We start from the raw sequence: 17,232 nt of genomic DNA on the forward strand, positions 1-17,232 counted from the left end.
AATGATCGTGTACGAGTGGGTCGCCGACGGAGACTCCCAAGGCAAAACGTCATCGTTCATTCGACTTATCTAGTGAACTTTGATCGTTGACGATTGAAGTTCACTAGAGAAGTTTGGCCGGGATGGGTAAATTAAGTAACGAAAGGGTGAACGCTCGGTGAACCCCCAAGCGTGAGGCCGGTCCGGTCACGCTACGTTGCGGTGACGCAATACTTTGGAAGGTGAACCAGGCCGGGCTGTCAAAGCCAGGCCGCACAGAGTGAGGTTGGGCGTGGCAAGGTATCACGACATCGCAGAAGCCATTCGAGGCGCAATTACGCGGGGGCTCTACGCACGCGGGAGTCAACTGCCCAGCGAACGTGTGCTCTCCGAAGAATTTGCCGTTGCCCCCGGTACTATCCGGCAGGCGCTGGGCGAGCTCGAAACCGAGGGAGTTTTAGCCTCCCGTCGCGGCAGTCGGCGTACCGTCATCGGTGAGCCCCGGTCGGCGGTGACGTTTGAAGAGTTTCGGAGTTTTGCCCAATGGGCCTCGTCGCGCGGGCGCGTACCGGCCGGCCAGGTCATCTCGGGGGTGTGGCAGAACGCTTCGCCGCTCGATCGTGAGGCACTTCGGTTGCCGAACGCTGCTCGCGTGTTCTGTGTCGTGCGGGTTCGCCTGCTCGACGGCGATGCCATCATGGTGGAGCGCACCCGCTACCGGGATTCGGTCGGCGCCGAGGTGGAGCGGATTCCGTCCGACTGCCCGTCGGTGACTGCCTGGCTCGCAGCGACGGCCAAAATCACCTTCTCCCGCGCGGAGCATCAGTTTTCCGCCTGTCCAGCAGGGGCGGAAGATGCCCGGCTGCTCGATGTGCGCCGCGGATCCCCGATGCTCATGCATAAACGGATGAGTTTCAGCCGCGACGGCGTGCCGCTGGAGTGGTCGGTCGACCGCTACGTCGCCGACACCATCAGCCTTGTGGTCGACAACTCCCTCAACGCCAACGCCTTGCGCTGGAAATGACTGCGAGAGCTAGCGTGCCAGAGTGGGCCCCCGGCATCCATTCACCGGAGCGTCACCGGCTCGGCTAGCCCTTGGTCGACCCGGCGAGCAGTCCGCGCACGAAGAAGCGTTGCAGGGAGAAGAAGACGATCAGTGGAACCAGAATCGACAGGAAGGCACCGGCCGTGAGCAGATGCCAGTCCTGCCCGCGGGCACCGGAGAGTTCGGCGAGCAGTTTGGTCATCGGAGCGACCGCGCCGTCCGCGAAGATCAGCGCCACCAGCAGGTCGTTCCAGACCCAGAGAAACTGGAAGATGGCAATCGACGCGATGGCCGGCATGGTCAGCGGCAACACGATGCGAAAGAAGATCTGCCCGTGGCCGGCGCCGTCGACCCTGGCCGCTTCAATGACCTCGCTCGGTATCTCCGCGACGAAGTTGTGCAGCAGGTAGATGGCCAGCGGAAGAGCGAACATCGTGTGCGCGATCCACACCTGCGAATAGCCGCTGCCGGGGTTGAGCGCCGCGACGACCGGGAAGCCAAAAACAGTGCCGCCGGAGAAGAACTGCAGGAGCGGCACGAGGGCCATCTGAATCGGCACGATCTGCAAGGCAAAGACGCCGATGAACATGGCGTTCTTGCCCCGAAAGTCAATCCAGGCGAAGGCATAGGCCGCGAGGCTGGCAATCATCAACGGAATGAGCGTGGCCGGCAGGGTGATCGCGACCGAGTTGATGAATGACCCGGCCAGATTGAGCTGGCTGTTGCCAGCAGCGAGCGCCGCGATGTAGTTGTCGAAGGTGACCCCGGTGTTGGTGAAAATAGTCCACCACCCGGTGGTGCGCACCTGCTGCGCAGGCCGGAACGACGATACGAACAGGCCCAGCGTGGGGATAGACCACAGCACCGCGATGATGAGCGCCCCAATGGTCGCCCCGCGGCTGGTGAGTCGCTTCTTGGTGTTGCGGGCGATGGGCGACTCCATTCGGCGTACTCCGCGACGAAGGCGCCGCGTGGTCTGGGCGTCCACGGGAAGTCGTACGGGCATGACGGAGCTCATCGGATTTCCCTCTGCTTCTTGATCTGGCGGGCGTTGTAGACGACGATCGGCAGCACTAGCAGAAACAGCACCAGGGCGAAGGCGGCTGAACGGCCCTGCTCGAAGTTCTTGAACTGGGTATACATCTCGTTGGCCACGACGCTGGTCTCGTTTGATCCGGCCGTGGTGGTGCGCACAATGTCGAAGACCTTGAGTGAAACAATAGAAATCGTCGTCAGAACGACCACGAGGGCGCTGCGGATGCCGGGAATGGTCACGTTCACGAACTGCTCCCAGGCGTTGGTGCCATCGAGTTCGGCCGCCTCCATCTGCTCGGTCGGTACGCCCTTGATGGCGGCAGACAGCACCACCATGGCGAACCCGGTCTGAACCCAGATGAGAATCACGATGAGAAACAGGGTATTGAACGGCGACACCGAGAGAAAGTCCACCGGCTGCCCGCCGAACATGACCACGAGCTGGTTCAGCAGGCCGATCTGCTCCTGGTCGGCCGGACGGGCCGTGTAGACGAAACGCCAAATAATGGATGCTCCCACCAGGGAGATGGCCATCGGCATGAAGACCAGAATCTTGAAGTACTTCTCACCGCGGCTCTTATCGATGAACACCGCGTACGCGAGCCCGGCGATGGTCGAGATGGTCGGAACGATCAGCACCCAGATAACGGTGTTGAGCACGATGCGCACATTCTCGGGCTGGGTGAAGATCCAGGCGAAGTTGTCCAGGCCAACGAACCGGTCACCGCGAGCGCTCATGAAGGCCTGCACCGTGGTTTGAATGGTCGGAATGACCAGGCCGATGCCGAGCAGGATTAGAGCCGGTGCGAGAAAACCGACCAGCTGGAACAGGTAGCCAGCACCCTTGCGCGCGCGGTAGTCGATGTAGAAGAACCCGAGTCCCAAGACACCGGCCCCAATGATGGCCCAGGTGTAGGAGTTGGCAACCAGCAAGATAAGCAGTGGTGCCAGAACGCAGACGGCAAGACGAATGACCGTGTAAATCCGGCCAGAGCGTGGCGCGATCTCGACAAAAAACAAGATGGCACCGACGACGACACCGAAAGCCAGGATGATGATGGGGACTTGTGCCAGCGCTGGTAATTGCGCCAGCCAGGAGAAGAAAGCGGACATCTGAAACCTTTCGAGTACGACAGTAAATCCTGGTATTCGCTGACAACCGGTGGAGCCGTATCGATAACGCACACCTGCCACGCACGGTGTGCCGCCCGGTATTCGAAGCGGACGGCACACCGTTTTCATGCCTGAGTGATGGCTGTTCCAGCTAGTTGGACGGCCAGCCCGCTTCGATGCTCGTGAGCACCTCGTCGGTCGGCGTGCCGTTGACCCAACTGACGATGCCCTTGAAGAACGTTCCCGCTCCCACGGCACCCGGCATTAGGTCGGAAGCGTCGAAGCGGAACGTGGTTTCCGGGTCCTGCAGGATAGTGATCGCTTCCTGCAGAATGGGGCTTTTTGCGTTCGACGCATCGAGGCCCTTGTTCGCGCTGATCACACCGCCGAGACCGACCCGGCTGTTGGCCCAATCAGCGCTCGAGAGGTATTCCAGCACCTTCTGGGTGTCGGCGTCATCGGAGAATGCACCGACGATTTCGCCACCACCGGTGACCGATTGGCCGCCGGCCTTGACCGAGGGAGTGATGAAGGCCCAGACGTCGGCGTCCGGTCCGACTGTTCCGCCGGCATCCGTGATGAAGCCATCGAAGAAAGAGGCCTGGTGGGTCATTGCGCAGGTGCCGTTGGAAATGGGGGTCGCGACATCTCCGAACGGGGTGCTGATGATCGACTTGACATCGCCATAGGTGGCGTTGACGTAGTTGGGGTTGAGCAGAATTTCACCAACAGAGTCGAAGGCACTCTTGATGGCCGGGTCGGTGAAGGGAATCTCGTTGGCGACCCACTTGTCGTAGGTCTCAGCGCCGGCCTCGCGCAGCACCAGGTCTTCGACCCAGTCGGTGCCCGGCCAACCGGTGGCGTCGCCGGAGCCGAAGCCCGCGCACCAGGGAGCCGCGCCGGTCTTTTCCTGGATGGTCTTGGTAACGGCCAGTAGCTCATCCCACGTGGTGGGGACTTCAACGCCCCACTCCTTGAATTTCGCCGGTGAATACCAAACGAAACCCTTGACGCTGGCCATCAACGGTGCGCCGTACAGCGTGCCATCTACGGTGCCGTAGGCCTTCCAGTCGGCCGACCAGTTCTTGTCAACATTAGCCTCGACGGCCGCCGGGGCCGGCTTGAGGAAATTGCGCGACGCGAGGTCCTTCATGAGGCCAGGCTGCGGGAAGATCGCGATATCGGGAGCGCTTCCGCCCTGCGCCCGAATGGAGATCTGCGATTCGAACTCCTTCGACGATTCGTACTGAATGTCGATCTTGTTGTCTTTCTCCCAGCCGGCCCAGGACTCTTCGAGGAGCGTGGCTTCGGCGTCGGCGATGGTGCTGTAGACGGTGACGACTCCGTCTCCCGCGGCGCCGGACTCGGCGGTGGTGGCGCCGGGGCCGCCGGAACAACCGGCCAAGGTCAGGCCGGCTATCGCCGCCATGGCGATCGGTGCTGTAATTCGACGGTGCAGGGAAGGCCGCATCTTATTTCTCCTCTTTGAGTGGTGCCGGATCAGGTTGTGCACGTTTGAGCTGTGGATGGAGCTGGCGTTACCGAGGTGGGACCAACCGTTGGGACAGGTCTTTTGATCGAATTTCGGGAACCGGTTCCAGACCATAAATTACGTTACCCGTAGCGGGATAGCAAGTCCGGAGATGTAACAAAATGGCAAAGATCAGAGCCATATCATCGACCGATATCAAAGTTTAGCGGCTGCATCGCAGGAGAATCAAGGGATATCATGGAACCGATTCCATGCCCGGCAAACGCACGCTAGGGTATGAGAAGCAGTCACCACAGACGGAGGCACAGATGAGCGCGATCGCCGATGTCGCGCGCCTCGCCGGAGTGGCCAAAGCCACGGCCAGCCGTGCGCTGAGCGGTCGTGGCTATGTCTCCACGGAGACCCGAGCGAAGGTCATCGCTGCTGCCCGGCAAATTGGGTACGTCGCGTCACCGAACGCCGCAAGTCTTGTGACCGGCCGCACCCAGAGTGTCGGCGTGATCATCCCGTACATCAGCCGCTGGTTTTTCGGGGAGGTCCTGGAGAGCCTGGAATTAGCCTTGCTCGAACACGGCTACGACATGACGCTATACAACCTTCCGCCTGCTTCCCCGGAGCGCGACCGGGTCTTTGAGTTCTTCCTGGCCCGCAAACGATTCGACGGCATTATCTCCGTCTGCGTCGCGCTCAGCGAGCAGGAGGTCGACCAGCTGCATCGCCTTCGCCGCCCCCTCGTCGGCATCGGTGGGCCCATCCGCGGCGTGGCCACAATCGAGATCGACGACGTCGCCGCCGCGCGACTCGCCACCGAACATCTGCTCAGTCTCGGGCATCGCGACATCGTGCACGTGGGTGGCAGCCAGGCCGACGAGATGGACTTCGAGGTGCACAGTAATCGGCTGCGCGGCTTTGAGGCCGCGATGACGGAAGCCGGCCTGCCGGTCAGCGGATGCTTCTACTCCTCTGATTTCACCATGCCCGGTGGGTACGCCAGGGGCCTGGCCATTCTCGGAGATCCTCGCCGTCGTCCTACCGCGATCTTCGCGGCGAGTGACGAGATTGCCTTCGGGCTGATTCTCGCGGCCCGCGAGCTAGGTATCCGGGTACCCACCGAACTCAGCGTCATTGGCATCGACGGACATCCGCACTCCGAGATGTTTCGTCTCACCACCCTCGCGCAGCATCCGCGCACCCAGGGCCAGCTCGCAGTGCGCACGCTGCTGGACGGACTCGCCAGCGGGAGCAGCATCGGCGCATCGGCCGTTTTGCCCACCAGCCTGGTCATCCGATCGAGCACCAGTGCGCCGCGCGCGCTTCGCGCCTTGCGGGCCGAATGACAACCGGAACGAGCCCCGGAATCCGCAACCGACCGGGAACCAACCACCATGAATGAATGACGGCGGGTACGACAAAGGGGGCGCCGTCTCCTTACGGAAATGACGCCCCCTGCGCAATGATCGGCACGAAGCCGGTCGGCTACGCCTCAATCAGAGCCCCTCACGGGGCCTAGATTACTTGAGGGTAACGGTGGCGCCGGCCTCTTCGAGCGAAGCCTTGGCCTTGTCGGCAGCGTCCTTGGCAACGCCCTCGAGGACGGCCTTCGGCGCGCCATCGACAACGGCCTTGGCCTCGCCGAGGCCCAGGCTGGTGAGCTCGCGCACAACCTTGATGACCTGGATCTTCTTGTCGCCGACGGCGTCAAGGATGACGTCGAATGCGGTCTGCTCTTCAACCTCTTCTGCAGCAGCGGCGGGGCCAGCGGCTCCGGCAGCGGCGACGGGAGCGGCTGCGGTGACCTCGAAGGTCTCCTCGAACGCCTTGACGAACTCGGAGAGCTCGATGAGGGTCAGGCCCTTGAACTGCTCAAGCAGGTCTTCAGTGGAAAGCTTTGCCATGATGTACTCCTTTTAGTTTCTTAAAAATTCGTGAACCGTGATGCCAGGCAGATGCCTAGTTCGCGGACTCCTGCTTCTCACGCAGCGCGTCGATGGTGCGAACAGCCTTCGACAGCGGTGCCTGGAAGAGATAAGCGGCTCCGAACAGCGATGCCTTGAAGGCGCCGGCCAGCTTGGCCAGCAGCACCTCGCGGGACTCGAGGTCGGCAAGCTTGCCAACCTCCGCTGCGGTGAGCGGGTTACCGTCAAAGTAACCGCCCTTTACCACCAGGAGAGGGTTTGCCTTGGTAAAGGCACGCAGGGTCTTCGCGACGGCGACGGGGTCTCCGTGCACGAAGGCGATAGCGGACGGACCGACAAGTTCCTCGTCGAACGAGGTGATGCCGGCCTTGTTGGCCGCAATCTTGGTGAGCGTGTTCTTTACCACGGCGTACGTGGCGTCCTCACTGATGGACGTACGCAGGCTCTTGAGCTGCGCAACAGTGAGACCGCGGTACTCGGTGAGCAGAACGGCGGTCGAGCTCTGGAATTTCTCCGTAAGCTCGGCGACCGTTGCTTCCTTGTTCGCCATGGTGCTCCTCATTAATAATCATGTGCCGGGTAGCCCGGGGCGCAGACATGAAAAAAGCTCCAGCGCAGGGCGCCGGAGCTTGGGCAACAATCTGAAAGACTGTAACTGAACTTCGAACACCTGCGCGGGCCGTTCACGTGAATGAACCTTCGTCTGCACTTCTGTCTTTCAACATGGCGCAGCAACCGGCGGTCTGTGGCTAGGTTTCAGCATAGGCGAGCGTCTAGCACCGTGCAAATCGAAGAGGATGACACATGGCTGACATCGCGACCCTCTCGGCGGGTGTCGCCATATTCAGCACCTCGGCTGAACACTCCCGACTGACCCGCGTCAGGCCAGCGCGTCAGGCCAGCGCGTCAGGCCATCGGCAGCGAGACGCGGAAGGTTGTCTGGCCGGGCCGGCTGTCGACGGTGACCTCGCCGTGGTGCGCAGCGACGACCGCGGCCACGATGGCCAAACCGAGGCCGGTGCTCCCGGTACTCGGCGTGCCCGCGGCGTTGGCGGCGCGAAAACGTGAGCTGTCACCGCGGGCAAAACGCTCGAACAGGGTGGCTGAAAGCTCCTCGGGAATGCCGGGACCGTCATCCGTCACTGATATCACTGCGCGTTCGTCGTGCTCGTCGAGCGCGACCAGAACCGTGGTGCCAGCATTGGTGTGCACCCGTGCGTTGGTGAGCAGGTTGGCGATCACCTGGCGCAGGCGCGATTCGTCGCCGATCGCCTCGAGGGGTTTGTCGGGCAGGTCGAGGTTCCAGACGTGATCGCGGCCGGCGGCGTGGGCATCGCTGACGGCGTCGACGAGCAGCATGGTGAGATCCACCGGCTGCAAATCAAGCTCGCGGCCCTCGTCGAGGCGGGCGAGCAGCAGCAGGTCTTCGACTATCCCCGTCATGCGCACCGACTCCGACTCGATGCGACCGAGTGCGTGCATCGTGTCGGGCGGCAATTCCTGGCCGCTGCGCCGGGTGAGTTCGGAGTAACCACGAATGGAGGCCAACGGCGTGCGCAACTCGTGGCTCGCGTCGGCGACGAACTGACGCACTCTGCGCTCGCTGGCCTGCCGCGCTTCCAGGGCGCGGTTGACATGGTCGAGCATGCGGTTGAGCGCCGCGCCGACCCGGCCCACCTCGGTGCGCGGGTCGGTGTCCCCCGCCGGAACCCGATCATCGAGGGACACCTCGCCGCGGTCGAGGGGCAGCTGCGCCACCCGAGTGGCCGTCGCTGTCATGCGTTGAAGGGGACGCAGGGCCAGCCGCACCACCCAGGCGGCAATGACAGCGACCACGACAAGCCCCGCGAGCGAGACCAGGCCAATGATCACAGCCAGCTGGGCTGCGGTGGCCGCCACTCCGGTCAGGGGCAAACCGACCAGATAGAGCGTGCCGGAGCGGGACGTCTCGACCTGCACCCGATAGTCACCGAGCTCACCGCCGAGATCGACGGTTACTGGCGCCAACTGGTTGACGTGGTCGGCGAGAAGCTGCACCTGCTGGGTGGTGAGCGCTTCGATCACGCCACTGCGATCGTCGGTGTAGCCGGTAGTGATGGTGGATTTATCGTAGACCAGCGCGAGCAGACCGGGCGGCTGGGCGGGTCCACTGAGAATGCTGTCGGCCGTCGGCGTGCCAAAGTAGCGGCTCCCCGGCAGGTCACCGGAACGATCGCCGTCGTTGTCTCCGACACCGCCCAGCGCAACGCCCGATCGGTCAACGGCGGAGGCCAGCTGCACGTCGAGGCGATCAAGCAGGGAGGCGCGCAAAATAACCACGCTCACCACGCCGATCGTGAGGCTCACGAGCGCGAGCAGCCCGACCACAGTGAGTACGAGACGCCGCTGCAGAGTCCAGGGCGAGCGGTGTCGGCTGAGGCGGCGCGGCATCCGCTGCTTGGTCATACCGTCTTCAGCATGTAGCCGGCGCCACGCACCGTGTGGATCATCGGCTCCCGGCCGGCATCGATCTTCTTGCGCAGGTAAGAAATGTAGATCTCGACAACGCTCGACTTGCCGCCGAAGTCGTAGCTCCAGACCCGGTCGAGAATTTGCGCCTTGCTGAGTACCCGGCGCGGGTTACGCATGAGAAAACGCAGCAGTTCGAATTCGGTCGCGGTCAGTTCGATGGCTTCGCCATCGCGGAACACCTCATAACTGTCTTCGTCGAGGGTGAGGTCGCCGACGTTGATGCGGGGGTCGGTTGAGTCAGCAACGGCGAGGGTGGAGCGGCGAATAAGGCCGCGCAGCCGAGCGACGACTTCCTCGAGGCTGAAGGGTTTGGTGACGTAATCGTCGCCGCCGGCGGTGAGCCCCGCGATGCGGTCGTCGAGCGAGTCCTTGGCGGTGAGAAAGAGCACGGGAGTCTCGTAGCCGTCGGCGCGCACCCGCTGCAGCACCTGCAGGCCATCGATGTCGGGCAGCATGATGTCGAGCACGATGGCGTCCGGCCGAAATTCGCGGGCGATAGTCAGCGCCTGACGGCCTTCGCCGGCGGTGCGCACCTCCCAGCCTTCGTAGCGCAGGGCCATCGAGAGCAGATCGGTGAGCGTGGGCTCGTCATCAACGACCAGAACCCGAATGGCACTGCCGTCGGCCTTGGTCAAGCGCGGGCCGTGGCCCGTGTGGGTGCTCTCACGTGTGCTCATTCTGATGAGTATCCGGCAGTTGCCTATGAACGCGCTATGGGTGCACCGTCGGATACCTGTGGCCCGATTAGCCGTTCAGGGCAGCCAGCAAGGCTGGCGCTGGCACGAACGCCGCGCCGGCGAAGAGTCGCTGGCAGCCGTCGAGCTCGACCTGGATCGGACTGCCCAGCCGGGTGCCGACGCGCTGGGGCCAGAGCACGGCGAATCGGGTGAGGTCGGCCGTGCACTCGGGGGCGGGCAGAGCGGATGCTGCGGCCGGAAGCAGCGCTGCGGCATCCGCTGAAAGGGTGGTCGCGCTTTCGAAGGTACCGAACTGCAGGCTAAGCATGGAGCCCAGCGCGTCGTCGCTGAATTCCATGCCGTCAACGTCCCTCAGCTCCCTCAGCTCCCTGGGCTCGGATTCGGCGGCCGGGTCCACCGTGTAGAAGCAGACGCTCGCGCCGTCGACGCCGTCGTAGGACACAATCTCTGCCGGGGGCACGGGAACCGGCAGGACGTTTTCGCCGACCTCACCGGTGGTGACGTTCGTCTGCAAGCCGGTGACGCCGAACTGCAGCGATTGCTCAGGCGTGCCCGCACTCATGACGCAGCCGGCGTCGAGGGCCGGGCGGGTGACCTCCAGTACGAGTGGCAGTTTTACCGTGTCGGTCAGCGCGAGCTTCTCGAGCGCTGTCCACGTCGCCCGCTTGGTCTTGCCGCAGGCGGTGCTCGGCCAGGCCGCCCGCATCGCCTCACCCGCAGCGTTTTCCAGCCAGAGTTCCGGCACGAACTCCATATCGGCCGTGCAGGCCTGATTGAACCCGGCCTGGTCGCTGGGTTCGGCGAGCGCCGACAGTAGCGGGCCGAAGTCTCCGGTGCGGGTCTCGACCGTCACGGCTGCCCAGCGGCCCTGATCGTCGTCGACGCTGCCGAACAAAGTACAGAGGTGCACCGCGACCGGTTCGAAATCGGTCGGAACCATGCCCGGCTCCGGGGCGTCGGGGTGCGTGGCCGTCAGATCGGTTTGGGGCAAAGCGCCTTCCCGAAAAACCATCCAGTTGTTCTTGAGGTTGGGCGCCTGGCAGTCGACGTCGGCGACGAGCTGCGCCACTGGAGTGCCAGTCGCAGCCGGATAGCCGGGGAGGCCGGCGCATCCGCTGAGCAGCAGGGCCAACGTGACGGCCCCGGCGAGTGTGAATCGAGCGGGAAGCTGCTGCGCCATTTGTTCCCCCGATTGGTTGCCGTCGTCTCAGGCTAGCGAACCCAGGTCTCGTCGCGATAACAATTCTCACGGCAGCGGATGCGTGGCTACGGCTGGGCAGGCGGGCCTGGCGTCGGCCGCACATGCGGCCGGCAATCAGACCGCGCCCGTGGCGGTGGCGCGCCGACCGGCCCCGCGGGCACACAATAGAGGAGTGCCAAATTCCACGCTGTCCCTCTTCGATCTGGACCAGTCTTCGGCGCACCCCGCTGTATTCGCTGTACTGGCGGCAGCGGAACGGCCACCAGCACCGGCGCCGCACACTCTGCGCATCGTCGCCGACTCCACCGACCGGGTGGCCTGGCTGCGCGCGCGCAACCAGGGCATCACCGCAACGGATGTCGCCAAACTGTCGACCCCGAAATCCATCGTGAACGCCGCGCACGACAAAATGCACGGTACGAGTTTCTCCGGCAACAGCTACACCGACCATGGTCGCGCCCGAGAACCCGTCATAGCCGCCTGGGTTCTGGAGAACTACGGCATCGAGCCGAGCACGAACCTGTTTCGGTCGCTCGGGCATCCGCGACATCTGGCGACCCCCGATGGCGTCGGCGTTGTAGCCGGCGGCGACCTGCACCTGGCCGAGATCAAGACCACGAGCAAGCCGTGGCGCAGCATTCCCCGCAGCTATCTGCGGCAGGTGTGGTGGCAGCAGTATGTGCTCGGTGCCGACCGCACCCTGCTGGTCTGGGAAGAACACCTCGACTTCGTACCGGTGGCGGCCGTGCCCGAATGTCGCTGGATCGAGCGGGACGAGGACCAGATCGCCATTCTGGTCGGGCTCGCCAATGCCCTGATCGACAATCTCGACGAGCAGGCCCGCCGCTAGCCTCCCTCTTTTCGGGGACGGGGCCCAGGCCCCGTCCCCGGGCCCAGGTTATAAACTGGGCCCGCGTTCCGGGCCCGGGCCCCGTCCGCAGTGCAGGGGCAGCGAATGCAGCAGAATGGGGAGCATGGCTCCTGAATTCGAACTGCCGCAGACCATGCGCGCCCTGGTTATCGACGAGACCGGCGCCCCCGAAGTGTTGCACCTGGCCGATCGAATGCTGCCACGCCAGATTGTCGACGAGGTTCTCGTCAAGGTCATCGCGGCCGGCCTCAACCCGATCGACGCCAAGACGCGCTCCGGCACGGGTGTCGCGGCCGCCATCGAGAGCTACCCGGCCATTCTCGGCAACGATTTCAGCGGAATCGTCGTGCGCGCTGCCTTCGAGGCCGCGCCACTCCAGCCGGGCGATGCCGTCTACGGCATGGGCCGGGTTCCGCGCATCAGCGGCAGCTTCGCCGAGTACGTCTCGGTGTCGAGCCTGAGCGTCACCCGAAAACCGGCCCGGCTCAGTCACGCCGAGGCGGCCGCGGTTCCCCTCGCGGCCCTGACCGCATGGGGCATGGTCAAGCTGGCCGGAGCCGCCCCCGGGCAGCGCATGCTCGTGCACGCCGCCAGCGGCGGCGTCGGCCACTTCGCAGTGCAGTTCGCCCGGGTTCTCGGCGCCCACGTGACCGCTACGGCATCGACCCGCAACCTCGACTTTCTGCGCGAGCTCGGCGCCGACGAGGTCATCGACTACACGACAACGCGCTTCGAAGACGTGGTCCACGACCTCGACTCGGTCATCGACCTCATTGGCAACGTGCACGACAATACCGGCACCCGTTCCCTCGCTGTGCTCCGCCCCGACGGCCTGCTCGTGAACGCGCCGACCGGCAGCTGGCCAACCTTGGCAGCGGATGCCGCAGCAGCAGGACGACGCGCAACCGGTTTCAAGGTGTCTCCCGACGCACGCGTGCTCGACGAAATCTCGGCACTGCTCGACGCGGGTATCGTACGGGTGCACGTCGACTCGGTGTTCGACCTCGCCGACGGTGCCGCGGCCCATCGGCTGCTCGAGGAGGGTCATACCCGCGGCAAGATCGTGCTGCGCGTGTCTTAATCGTCAAGCGATTGGCCGGCTATCACGAGCGCTCAGCCGCGCCTGCCCTCGTCGCGCCCGCGATGCCCGGCTCGCTGGCATCGGCTGCCCGCGAGCGAGTTCGTCTGCGGTCAAGCACACCTCCGGCGACCATGAATCCGGCATAGCCGAAAAGCGCGACGGTCAACACGGGGATGATCCAAGCCCGGTTCGCCCCGTTGAGCACGTTGTTGACGTAGCCGACATAGGGCACCGCGTACCAGAGCCGGCCCTGAACCTGCTCGGCCAGCACCGGATCGTCGTCGGGCGCGCTGTTGTTGTCACCCTGCACGATAAAAGAACGCGACCCGTCTGAGCTCGACGTGATCGAAATGATGCGGTGCGTCACGACCTTGGCATCATTCGACACCATTTGATAAGTGACGACGTCGCCGATGCGCAGCGCCTCGGCGGCGACCGGGCGCACGATGACCAGAGTGCCCGGTGGAAGCCCCGGCGCCATGGAGCTGGTCAGCACGGTCAGCGGGGTCGCGCCGGTCATTTTGGGAATCACCACGAGCAGCACCCCGAGACCGACGACGAGCAGGAGCAGGGCCGCGCTGAGCGCCAACCCGAGGTACCGCCAGATGCTGCTCTCGGGGGGAGCGGGCGAGGCGGCTGCAAATTCCTGGGGTCGGTCGACAGGCGCGAGTGTCTGATGTCCGGTCACGGCTCGCGCCGACGCCGGGTGACGAGAAGCCCGCCGACACCGAGCATCAGCCCTCCGCCGATGAGCGCGGGAATGGGCAGGTCGACACCGGTGCGCGGCAGGGCAACCGACCCGAGCGGCGCCGCAAGCCCTGCCCCTGCCGTTGCCGTTGCCGTTGCCGGGATCAGAACGCCGTCGTCGTCGCACGCCGAAGGCCCAAACGGTCCGGCCTCTCCATCGCGCAGGGCGACCAGGATTCCCAGGTCGGTGCTCGTGTTTTGGGCGGTCAGCCCGGTCACGTTCATCATCTCGATGGTGATTGCAACTCGCAGGGTTGCTCCGGCGGCGAGAGGCTGGGCCGGCGTGAGTACCGCACAGTTCTCACCGCTCCGCAGTGGAACGGTCGTCACGATGTGGGACGCGACGTCGTGGACGCTCAGGGTGAGGTATTCCGTCAGATCAGCGGATGCCTCGCCTGGCTCGCGCAGGCTCAGCCGCACGTTCGCGGGCGCCTCGCTCGGGTTCTGAATCCACAGCTCCGACCGCATCGACCCGCCAGGAATCAACGTGCCGAAGGAGTCGAACAGCCCGGCAGGCAGGCTGCCGGCAAAATGCACTCCGTCGCTGCTGACCCGCACGTCGGTTGCTGCCCCGCGGTTGGCCGTGTCGTTCAGCGCAGCACGCGCAGGAGTGGCGGCCCCAGTAATCGCGAGGAGCAGCAGCACGCCCGCTGCCCAGCGCGCTCCGATCAGGTATCCGCTCATGGTGCCACCTCGACCAAGGTGAATTGCTGGTCGTCCTGGATGGGAATCGTGGTGTCGCAGGACTGCATGGTGAGCGCGGCACCCGAAGCGCCCGATTGCATACAGTGTTTACTTACCTGCATGCTGCGAATCTGGAACGCCCCGGTCGTGTCATCAACACTGATGAGAGCGAAGTGTCGCTCCAATCTCTGTGGTCCGCCATCTTCGACGCTCAGTGTCACGTCGGACGAGCCCTGCTTCTTAGCCCTGGAATCCCACACCCTGGCGTTCGTTTTTGCGTTGACCGTGTAAGCGCCTTCTGCATCCGCGACGAAGCGAAAGCTCGATGATGAGGCCGTCGAGCACAGCGTCGTTGCAAGCACTCTGCCTTCTTCCTGCGGAGCTGCGGCATCGACGCAGCTTCCGTCTGCGGTAACGACGTGGTACCAGGTATTCGGCGCCGGCACCTTTCTATCCGTCGTGACAGCGAGCACGTTCGAGGCTGCCAGACGGTTGTCGTCGCCATCCACTGAATACACCGTGTAACCGTAGGCAGTATTTGCCGTCAGGCCCGTGTCCGTGAAGGTGGTTGCGGTCTGCGCCGACGATACTGCCGTACTACCTTGATACAGCTGGTATCGCGTCACGGATTTATCGTCGGGTGCATCCCAGCTCAACGAGATAGAGCTGGCCGTCTTCTTGACCGCCGCCAGCGACCGCGGAGCGGTGTCGGCCACCTTCTGCACGATTGTCAAGGTCGTCACCGGTGAGGTCCAGTTGTCGGCACGCGCTTGCAGATCCATTCGCGCCGTCATCGTCGTGCCGGGCGCGTTCCCAGCGGCCGCGCTGGTGATCGCGGTCTGCACGCAATAGCGCGCCGAAGCCCCCGGCGCCAAAGAGCCGCTGAGTGTGAGTCCACTCGCCCAGGTGCTGCTTCGCGTGCCGGTCGACGGCGTCGAAGCGCAGGTATCGGCCGCGTCAATCGCCCAGGTGCGCACGGTGATCGCCTCGGCGAACGAGGCCGGGGTAGACGAGGCTGAGCCGAGCACCAAACTGTAGCTGGCTGGCACACCTTCGTTGGATACCGTAATGAGCTTCGTGGTCGAGAGGGCGGTGGACGTGTACGTCGTCGCGAGTTCGGCAAACCCCGCCTGGCTGATCGTCACCGCGCCCGACCGAACGGATGCCGTGGGATGGACCGCCGCGGCGGTCCAGAGGGCTTGGGCAATTCCAGAGCCTGAGAGAGTCAAAAAGACAGCGCTCGCGATCGTGAGGGCTGACCGCGTAGCGGGCCAGCGAGGCCGGGATGCGTGTCGGTGAGCAGTCGGGAGTCTTGTTCTTAGTCGCAGGGAACGCGAGAAGTGACGATGCAATTTCACGGGCTAGACCTGTCGTCCATCAATTAAAAGTCCGAAACTGGTCGCAGCCTGGGATTGGCTGGCGCTCGGGGCATCCGCTGAAAGCACCACCGAGACGCAGAGCATTGCCGTAGCCCCCGGGGCGAGGATCGTACCGAGCTCGGCAACCGGCGCGGAACGGAAAGTACCGGTAATGGTCGGTGTCAGGCTCGACGTGCACTCGCTCGCCGCCGACACTGTTCGAGCACCTACGATCAAGTCCTCAGACAATGCGGTCTGGGCCGTCGGCGGCGTCAGTCCAAAAAGCCGAAGCGCGAGCGACACAGTGCCGTCGTTTCGCACTTCGACCGTGCCAACATTTCTCGCTCCCGGATACAGCTGGGCGTCCGACAGCACGAGGGGTGACGTGATGCTGACGGCTGCCGATCCAGCCTGAATGGTCACCGTCTGACCGGCCGAGGCGCTTGAGTTGAGAAGGGCATAGGTTCCGCCAACAGCGGCCGTCGCCAGCAGGGTAGCACCCAGAATGGCCGCGCTTGCGAGTAGATATGTTTTCAAAAGATCACCGGCTTTCGCGAATCGAAAGGACACTGCGTGCTGGCCATTTTCGGGGTGCCCCTCGTCGGGTGGTGGACACCGCGGCACAGACCGGTTACTGCTGGGTGAGCGTGACCGCCATGTCTTGCAGGGCGACCGAACCGAGCATCATGGTGTTCTCAAGACCCAAGGCGCCGTTCGGGAACGTGATCGTCACCTCGACGGTGACGTCTTCATCGACCACTCCCGTTCCGGGCGTGACGACATATTTCGTCGGACCGGTGGTCACCGTCCGGTAGGCCTCGAAGTAGTTGTCGCTGATTCCAGTACCATCCGCTGTCAAGACCGCGGTCCCGACGAGATACTCCGCGAGATTGACATCGGCAGGAACACTCGTCTCTGAAGCGACAATCGAACCCGGGGCAAGCGCCAGCTCGGCGACGAGGTTATCGCCACTGGCCGTGATGTGCATGGACTTGGTGTATACCAGCACATCACCGGGCGAGGCTTTGAAATTGGACAACACAGGGATCGCCCTGCCTGCGGCGGTTCCGTCCTTCACGATCCAGGTTCCTACGGCTTCGACGCCGTCGACCATGCTGGGGGCAACGGCTAAGTTTCCGGCAACAATCGTGCCGCCGGGAACCTCCGCCGAGGAGTTCCACAGTGCGAAAGTCGTGCCGCCGCCGAGTAGCAGGGTCAGGCCGGCAGCGCCGGCAATCGCGCCTTTGGTGAGCTTGTTCATGAGTAAAACCCTTCGAGAACTGGTCTGAAAACTTCGGGTGATCGCAGGCCAGAAATCGGCAGGCGTGGAGCAACGGTAAGAAAACCCGCCACGTGGCCGGCGTGGGGTAAGCACGCCGTCGTTGCGGCTGGCGGCCAGGGCTCTGGGTATCAAGCCATGAATTGCGACAACTCGCCGATGATTTTTTCGGCTGTAGCGCCATCCGCGATTCACACACTAGATGGGACAGACGGATATGTC

The 17,232-nt window shown here is 63.9% G+C and carries 17 protein-coding genes; 4 read left to right on the forward strand and 13 right to left on the reverse strand.

What is annotated here, in order from left to right:
* The first annotated feature begins 271 nt into the window (after positions 1–271).
* A complete protein-coding gene (locus E3T38_RS14475; RefSeq protein ID WP_166805531.1) occupies positions 272–1,003 on the forward strand; it encodes a GntR family transcriptional regulator in 732 nt (243 codons plus the stop codon).
* A 64-nt stretch (positions 1,004–1,067) separates the two neighbouring features.
* Here E3T38_RS14475 and E3T38_RS14480 read toward each other — a convergent pair whose 3' ends face one another.
* From E3T38_RS14480 to E3T38_RS14490, 3 genes are all read right to left on the reverse strand, one after another.
* Positions 1,068–2,042 (reverse strand): carbohydrate ABC transporter permease, encoded by a 975-nt coding sequence (locus E3T38_RS14480; RefSeq protein WP_134548839.1) that lies wholly within the window; start codon positions 2,040–2,042, stop codon positions 1,068–1,070.
* Positions 2,039–3,172, reverse strand: coding sequence for a carbohydrate ABC transporter permease (locus E3T38_RS14485; protein ID WP_134548840.1), 1,134 nt, complete (start codon positions 3,170–3,172; stop codon positions 2,039–2,041). The genes E3T38_RS14480 and E3T38_RS14485 overlap by 4 nt, the downstream gene beginning before the upstream one ends.
* A gap of 151 nt (positions 3,173–3,323) precedes the next feature.
* Positions 3,324–4,643 (reverse strand): ABC transporter substrate-binding protein, encoded by a 1,320-nt coding sequence (locus tag E3T38_RS14490; RefSeq protein ID WP_134548841.1) that lies wholly within the window; start codon positions 4,641–4,643, stop codon positions 3,324–3,326.
* Positions 4,644–4,972: 329 nt separating this feature from the next.
* Here E3T38_RS14490 and E3T38_RS14495 point away from each other — a divergent pair, with 329 nt between their 5' ends.
* The gene (locus E3T38_RS14495) at positions 4,973–6,001 is read left to right on the forward strand and encodes a LacI family DNA-binding transcriptional regulator (protein ID WP_104196826.1); all 1,029 of its coding nucleotides are present in this window, start codon (positions 4,973–4,975) and stop codon (positions 5,999–6,001) included.
* Positions 6,002–6,175: 174 nt separating this feature from the next.
* On the opposite strand, the gene rplL is transcribed toward E3T38_RS14495, so the two are convergent.
* The 5 genes from rplL to E3T38_RS14520 form a co-directional block, all read right to left on the reverse strand.
* Positions 6,176–6,559: a 50S ribosomal protein L7/L12 gene (rplL, locus tag E3T38_RS14500; protein ID WP_104192488.1), complete on the reverse strand. Its 384-nt coding sequence runs from the start codon at positions 6,557–6,559 to the stop codon at positions 6,176–6,178.
* Positions 6,560–6,614: 55 nt separating this feature from the next.
* Positions 6,615–7,130 carry a 50S ribosomal protein L10 gene (gene rplJ, locus E3T38_RS14505; RefSeq protein WP_104083138.1) on the reverse strand — a complete coding sequence of 172 codons (516 nt, stop codon included), beginning with the start codon at positions 7,128–7,130 and terminating at the stop codon, positions 6,615–6,617.
* A 356-nt stretch (positions 7,131–7,486) separates the two neighbouring features.
* Entirely contained in the window at positions 7,487–9,025 is a 1,539-nt protein-coding gene (locus tag E3T38_RS14510) for a cell wall metabolism sensor histidine kinase WalK (RefSeq protein WP_134548842.1), read from the reverse strand.
* Positions 9,022–9,768 carry a response regulator transcription factor gene (locus E3T38_RS14515; RefSeq protein ID WP_134548843.1) on the reverse strand — a complete coding sequence of 249 codons (747 nt, stop codon included), beginning with the start codon at positions 9,766–9,768 and terminating at the stop codon, positions 9,022–9,024. The genes E3T38_RS14510 and E3T38_RS14515 overlap by 4 nt, the downstream gene beginning before the upstream one ends.
* 67 nt (positions 9,769–9,835) lie before the next feature.
* Positions 9,836–10,969 carry a hypothetical protein gene (locus E3T38_RS14520; RefSeq protein ID WP_134548844.1) on the reverse strand — a complete coding sequence of 378 codons (1,134 nt, stop codon included), beginning with the start codon at positions 10,967–10,969 and terminating at the stop codon, positions 9,836–9,838.
* Positions 10,970–11,162: 193 nt separating this feature from the next.
* Between E3T38_RS14520 and E3T38_RS14525 the strand changes: the two genes are divergently transcribed.
* Positions 11,163–11,840, forward strand: coding sequence for a YqaJ viral recombinase family protein (locus E3T38_RS14525; RefSeq protein ID WP_370449047.1), 678 nt, complete (start codon positions 11,163–11,165; stop codon positions 11,838–11,840).
* Positions 11,841–11,964: 124 nt separating this feature from the next.
* Entirely contained in the window at positions 11,965–12,942 is a 978-nt protein-coding gene (locus E3T38_RS14530; RefSeq protein ID WP_241984496.1) for an NADP-dependent oxidoreductase, read from the forward strand.
* A gap of 22 nt (positions 12,943–12,964) precedes the next feature.
* On the opposite strand, the gene E3T38_RS14535 is transcribed toward E3T38_RS14530, so the two are convergent.
* The 5 genes from E3T38_RS14535 to E3T38_RS14555 all read right to left on the reverse strand — a co-directional run bounded on the left by E3T38_RS14535 (position 12,965) and on the right by E3T38_RS14555 (position 16,992).
* Positions 12,965–13,630 carry a signal peptidase I gene (locus E3T38_RS14535; RefSeq protein WP_134548845.1) on the reverse strand — a complete coding sequence of 222 codons (666 nt, stop codon included), beginning with the start codon at positions 13,628–13,630 and terminating at the stop codon, positions 12,965–12,967.
* Positions 13,627–14,373, reverse strand: a complete 747-nt coding sequence (locus E3T38_RS14540) for an LPXTG cell wall anchor domain-containing protein (protein ID WP_134548846.1) — start codon at positions 14,371–14,373, stop codon at positions 13,627–13,629. The genes E3T38_RS14535 and E3T38_RS14540 overlap by 4 nt, the downstream gene beginning before the upstream one ends.
* Positions 14,370–15,602, reverse strand: a complete 1,233-nt coding sequence (locus E3T38_RS14545; protein ID WP_134548847.1) for a fibronectin type III domain-containing protein — start codon at positions 15,600–15,602, stop codon at positions 14,370–14,372. Before E3T38_RS14545 ends, E3T38_RS14540 begins: the two co-directional genes overlap by 4 nt.
* A 132-nt stretch (positions 15,603–15,734) precedes the next feature.
* A complete protein-coding gene (locus E3T38_RS14550) occupies positions 15,735–16,268 on the reverse strand; it encodes a hypothetical protein (RefSeq protein WP_134548848.1) in 534 nt (177 codons plus the stop codon).
* A gap of 94 nt (positions 16,269–16,362) precedes the next feature.
* The gene (locus E3T38_RS14555) at positions 16,363–16,992 is read right to left on the reverse strand and encodes an alternate-type signal peptide domain-containing protein (RefSeq protein ID WP_134548849.1); all 630 of its coding nucleotides are present in this window, start codon (positions 16,990–16,992) and stop codon (positions 16,363–16,365) included.
* Between the last annotated feature and the right edge of the window lie 240 nt (positions 16,993–17,232).

Origin of the sequence: Cryobacterium sp. Hb1 (assembly GCF_004403585.1) — a bacterium.
GTDB classification, from domain to species: Bacteria; Actinomycetota; Actinomycetes; order Actinomycetales; family Microbacteriaceae; genus Cryobacterium; species Cryobacterium lyxosi.

What these genes read in the sequence shown, in the direction of transcription:
- E3T38_RS14480 (WP_134548839.1), bottom strand. Translation starts at nt 2,042, where the DNA reads ATGAGCTCCGTCATGCCCGTACGACTTCCCGTGGACGCCCAGACCACG.
- E3T38_RS14485 (WP_134548840.1), bottom strand. Translation starts at nt 3,172, where the DNA reads ATGTCCGCTTTCTTCTCCTGGCTGGCGCAATTACCAGCGCTGGCACAA.
- E3T38_RS14490 (WP_134548841.1), bottom strand. Translation starts at nt 4,643, where the DNA reads ATGCGGCCTTCCCTGCACCGTCGAATTACAGCACCGATCGCCATGGCG.
- E3T38_RS14495 (WP_104196826.1), top strand. Translation starts at nt 4,973, where the DNA reads ATGAGCGCGATCGCCGATGTCGCGCGCCTCGCCGGAGTGGCCAAAGCC.
- rplL (WP_104192488.1), bottom strand. Translation starts at nt 6,559, where the DNA reads ATGGCAAAGCTTTCCACTGAAGACCTGCTTGAGCAGTTCAAGGGCCTG.
- rplJ (WP_104083138.1), bottom strand. Translation starts at nt 7,130, where the DNA reads ATGGCGAACAAGGAAGCAACGGTCGCCGAGCTTACGGAGAAATTCCAG.
- E3T38_RS14510 (WP_134548842.1), bottom strand. Translation starts at nt 9,025, where the DNA reads ATGACCAAGCAGCGGATGCCGCGCCGCCTCAGCCGACACCGCTCGCCC.
- E3T38_RS14515 (WP_134548843.1), bottom strand. Translation starts at nt 9,768, where the DNA reads ATGAGCACACGTGAGAGCACCCACACGGGCCACGGCCCGCGCTTGACC.
- E3T38_RS14520 (WP_134548844.1), bottom strand. Translation starts at nt 10,969, where the DNA reads ATGGCGCAGCAGCTTCCCGCTCGATTCACACTCGCCGGGGCCGTCACG.
- E3T38_RS14530 (WP_241984496.1), top strand. Translation starts at nt 11,965, where the DNA reads ATGGCTCCTGAATTCGAACTGCCGCAGACCATGCGCGCCCTGGTTATC.
- E3T38_RS14540 (WP_134548846.1), bottom strand. Translation starts at nt 14,373, where the DNA reads ATGAGCGGATACCTGATCGGAGCGCGCTGGGCAGCGGGCGTGCTGCTG.
- E3T38_RS14555 (WP_134548849.1), bottom strand. Translation starts at nt 16,992, where the DNA reads ATGAACAAGCTCACCAAAGGCGCGATTGCCGGCGCTGCCGGCCTGACC.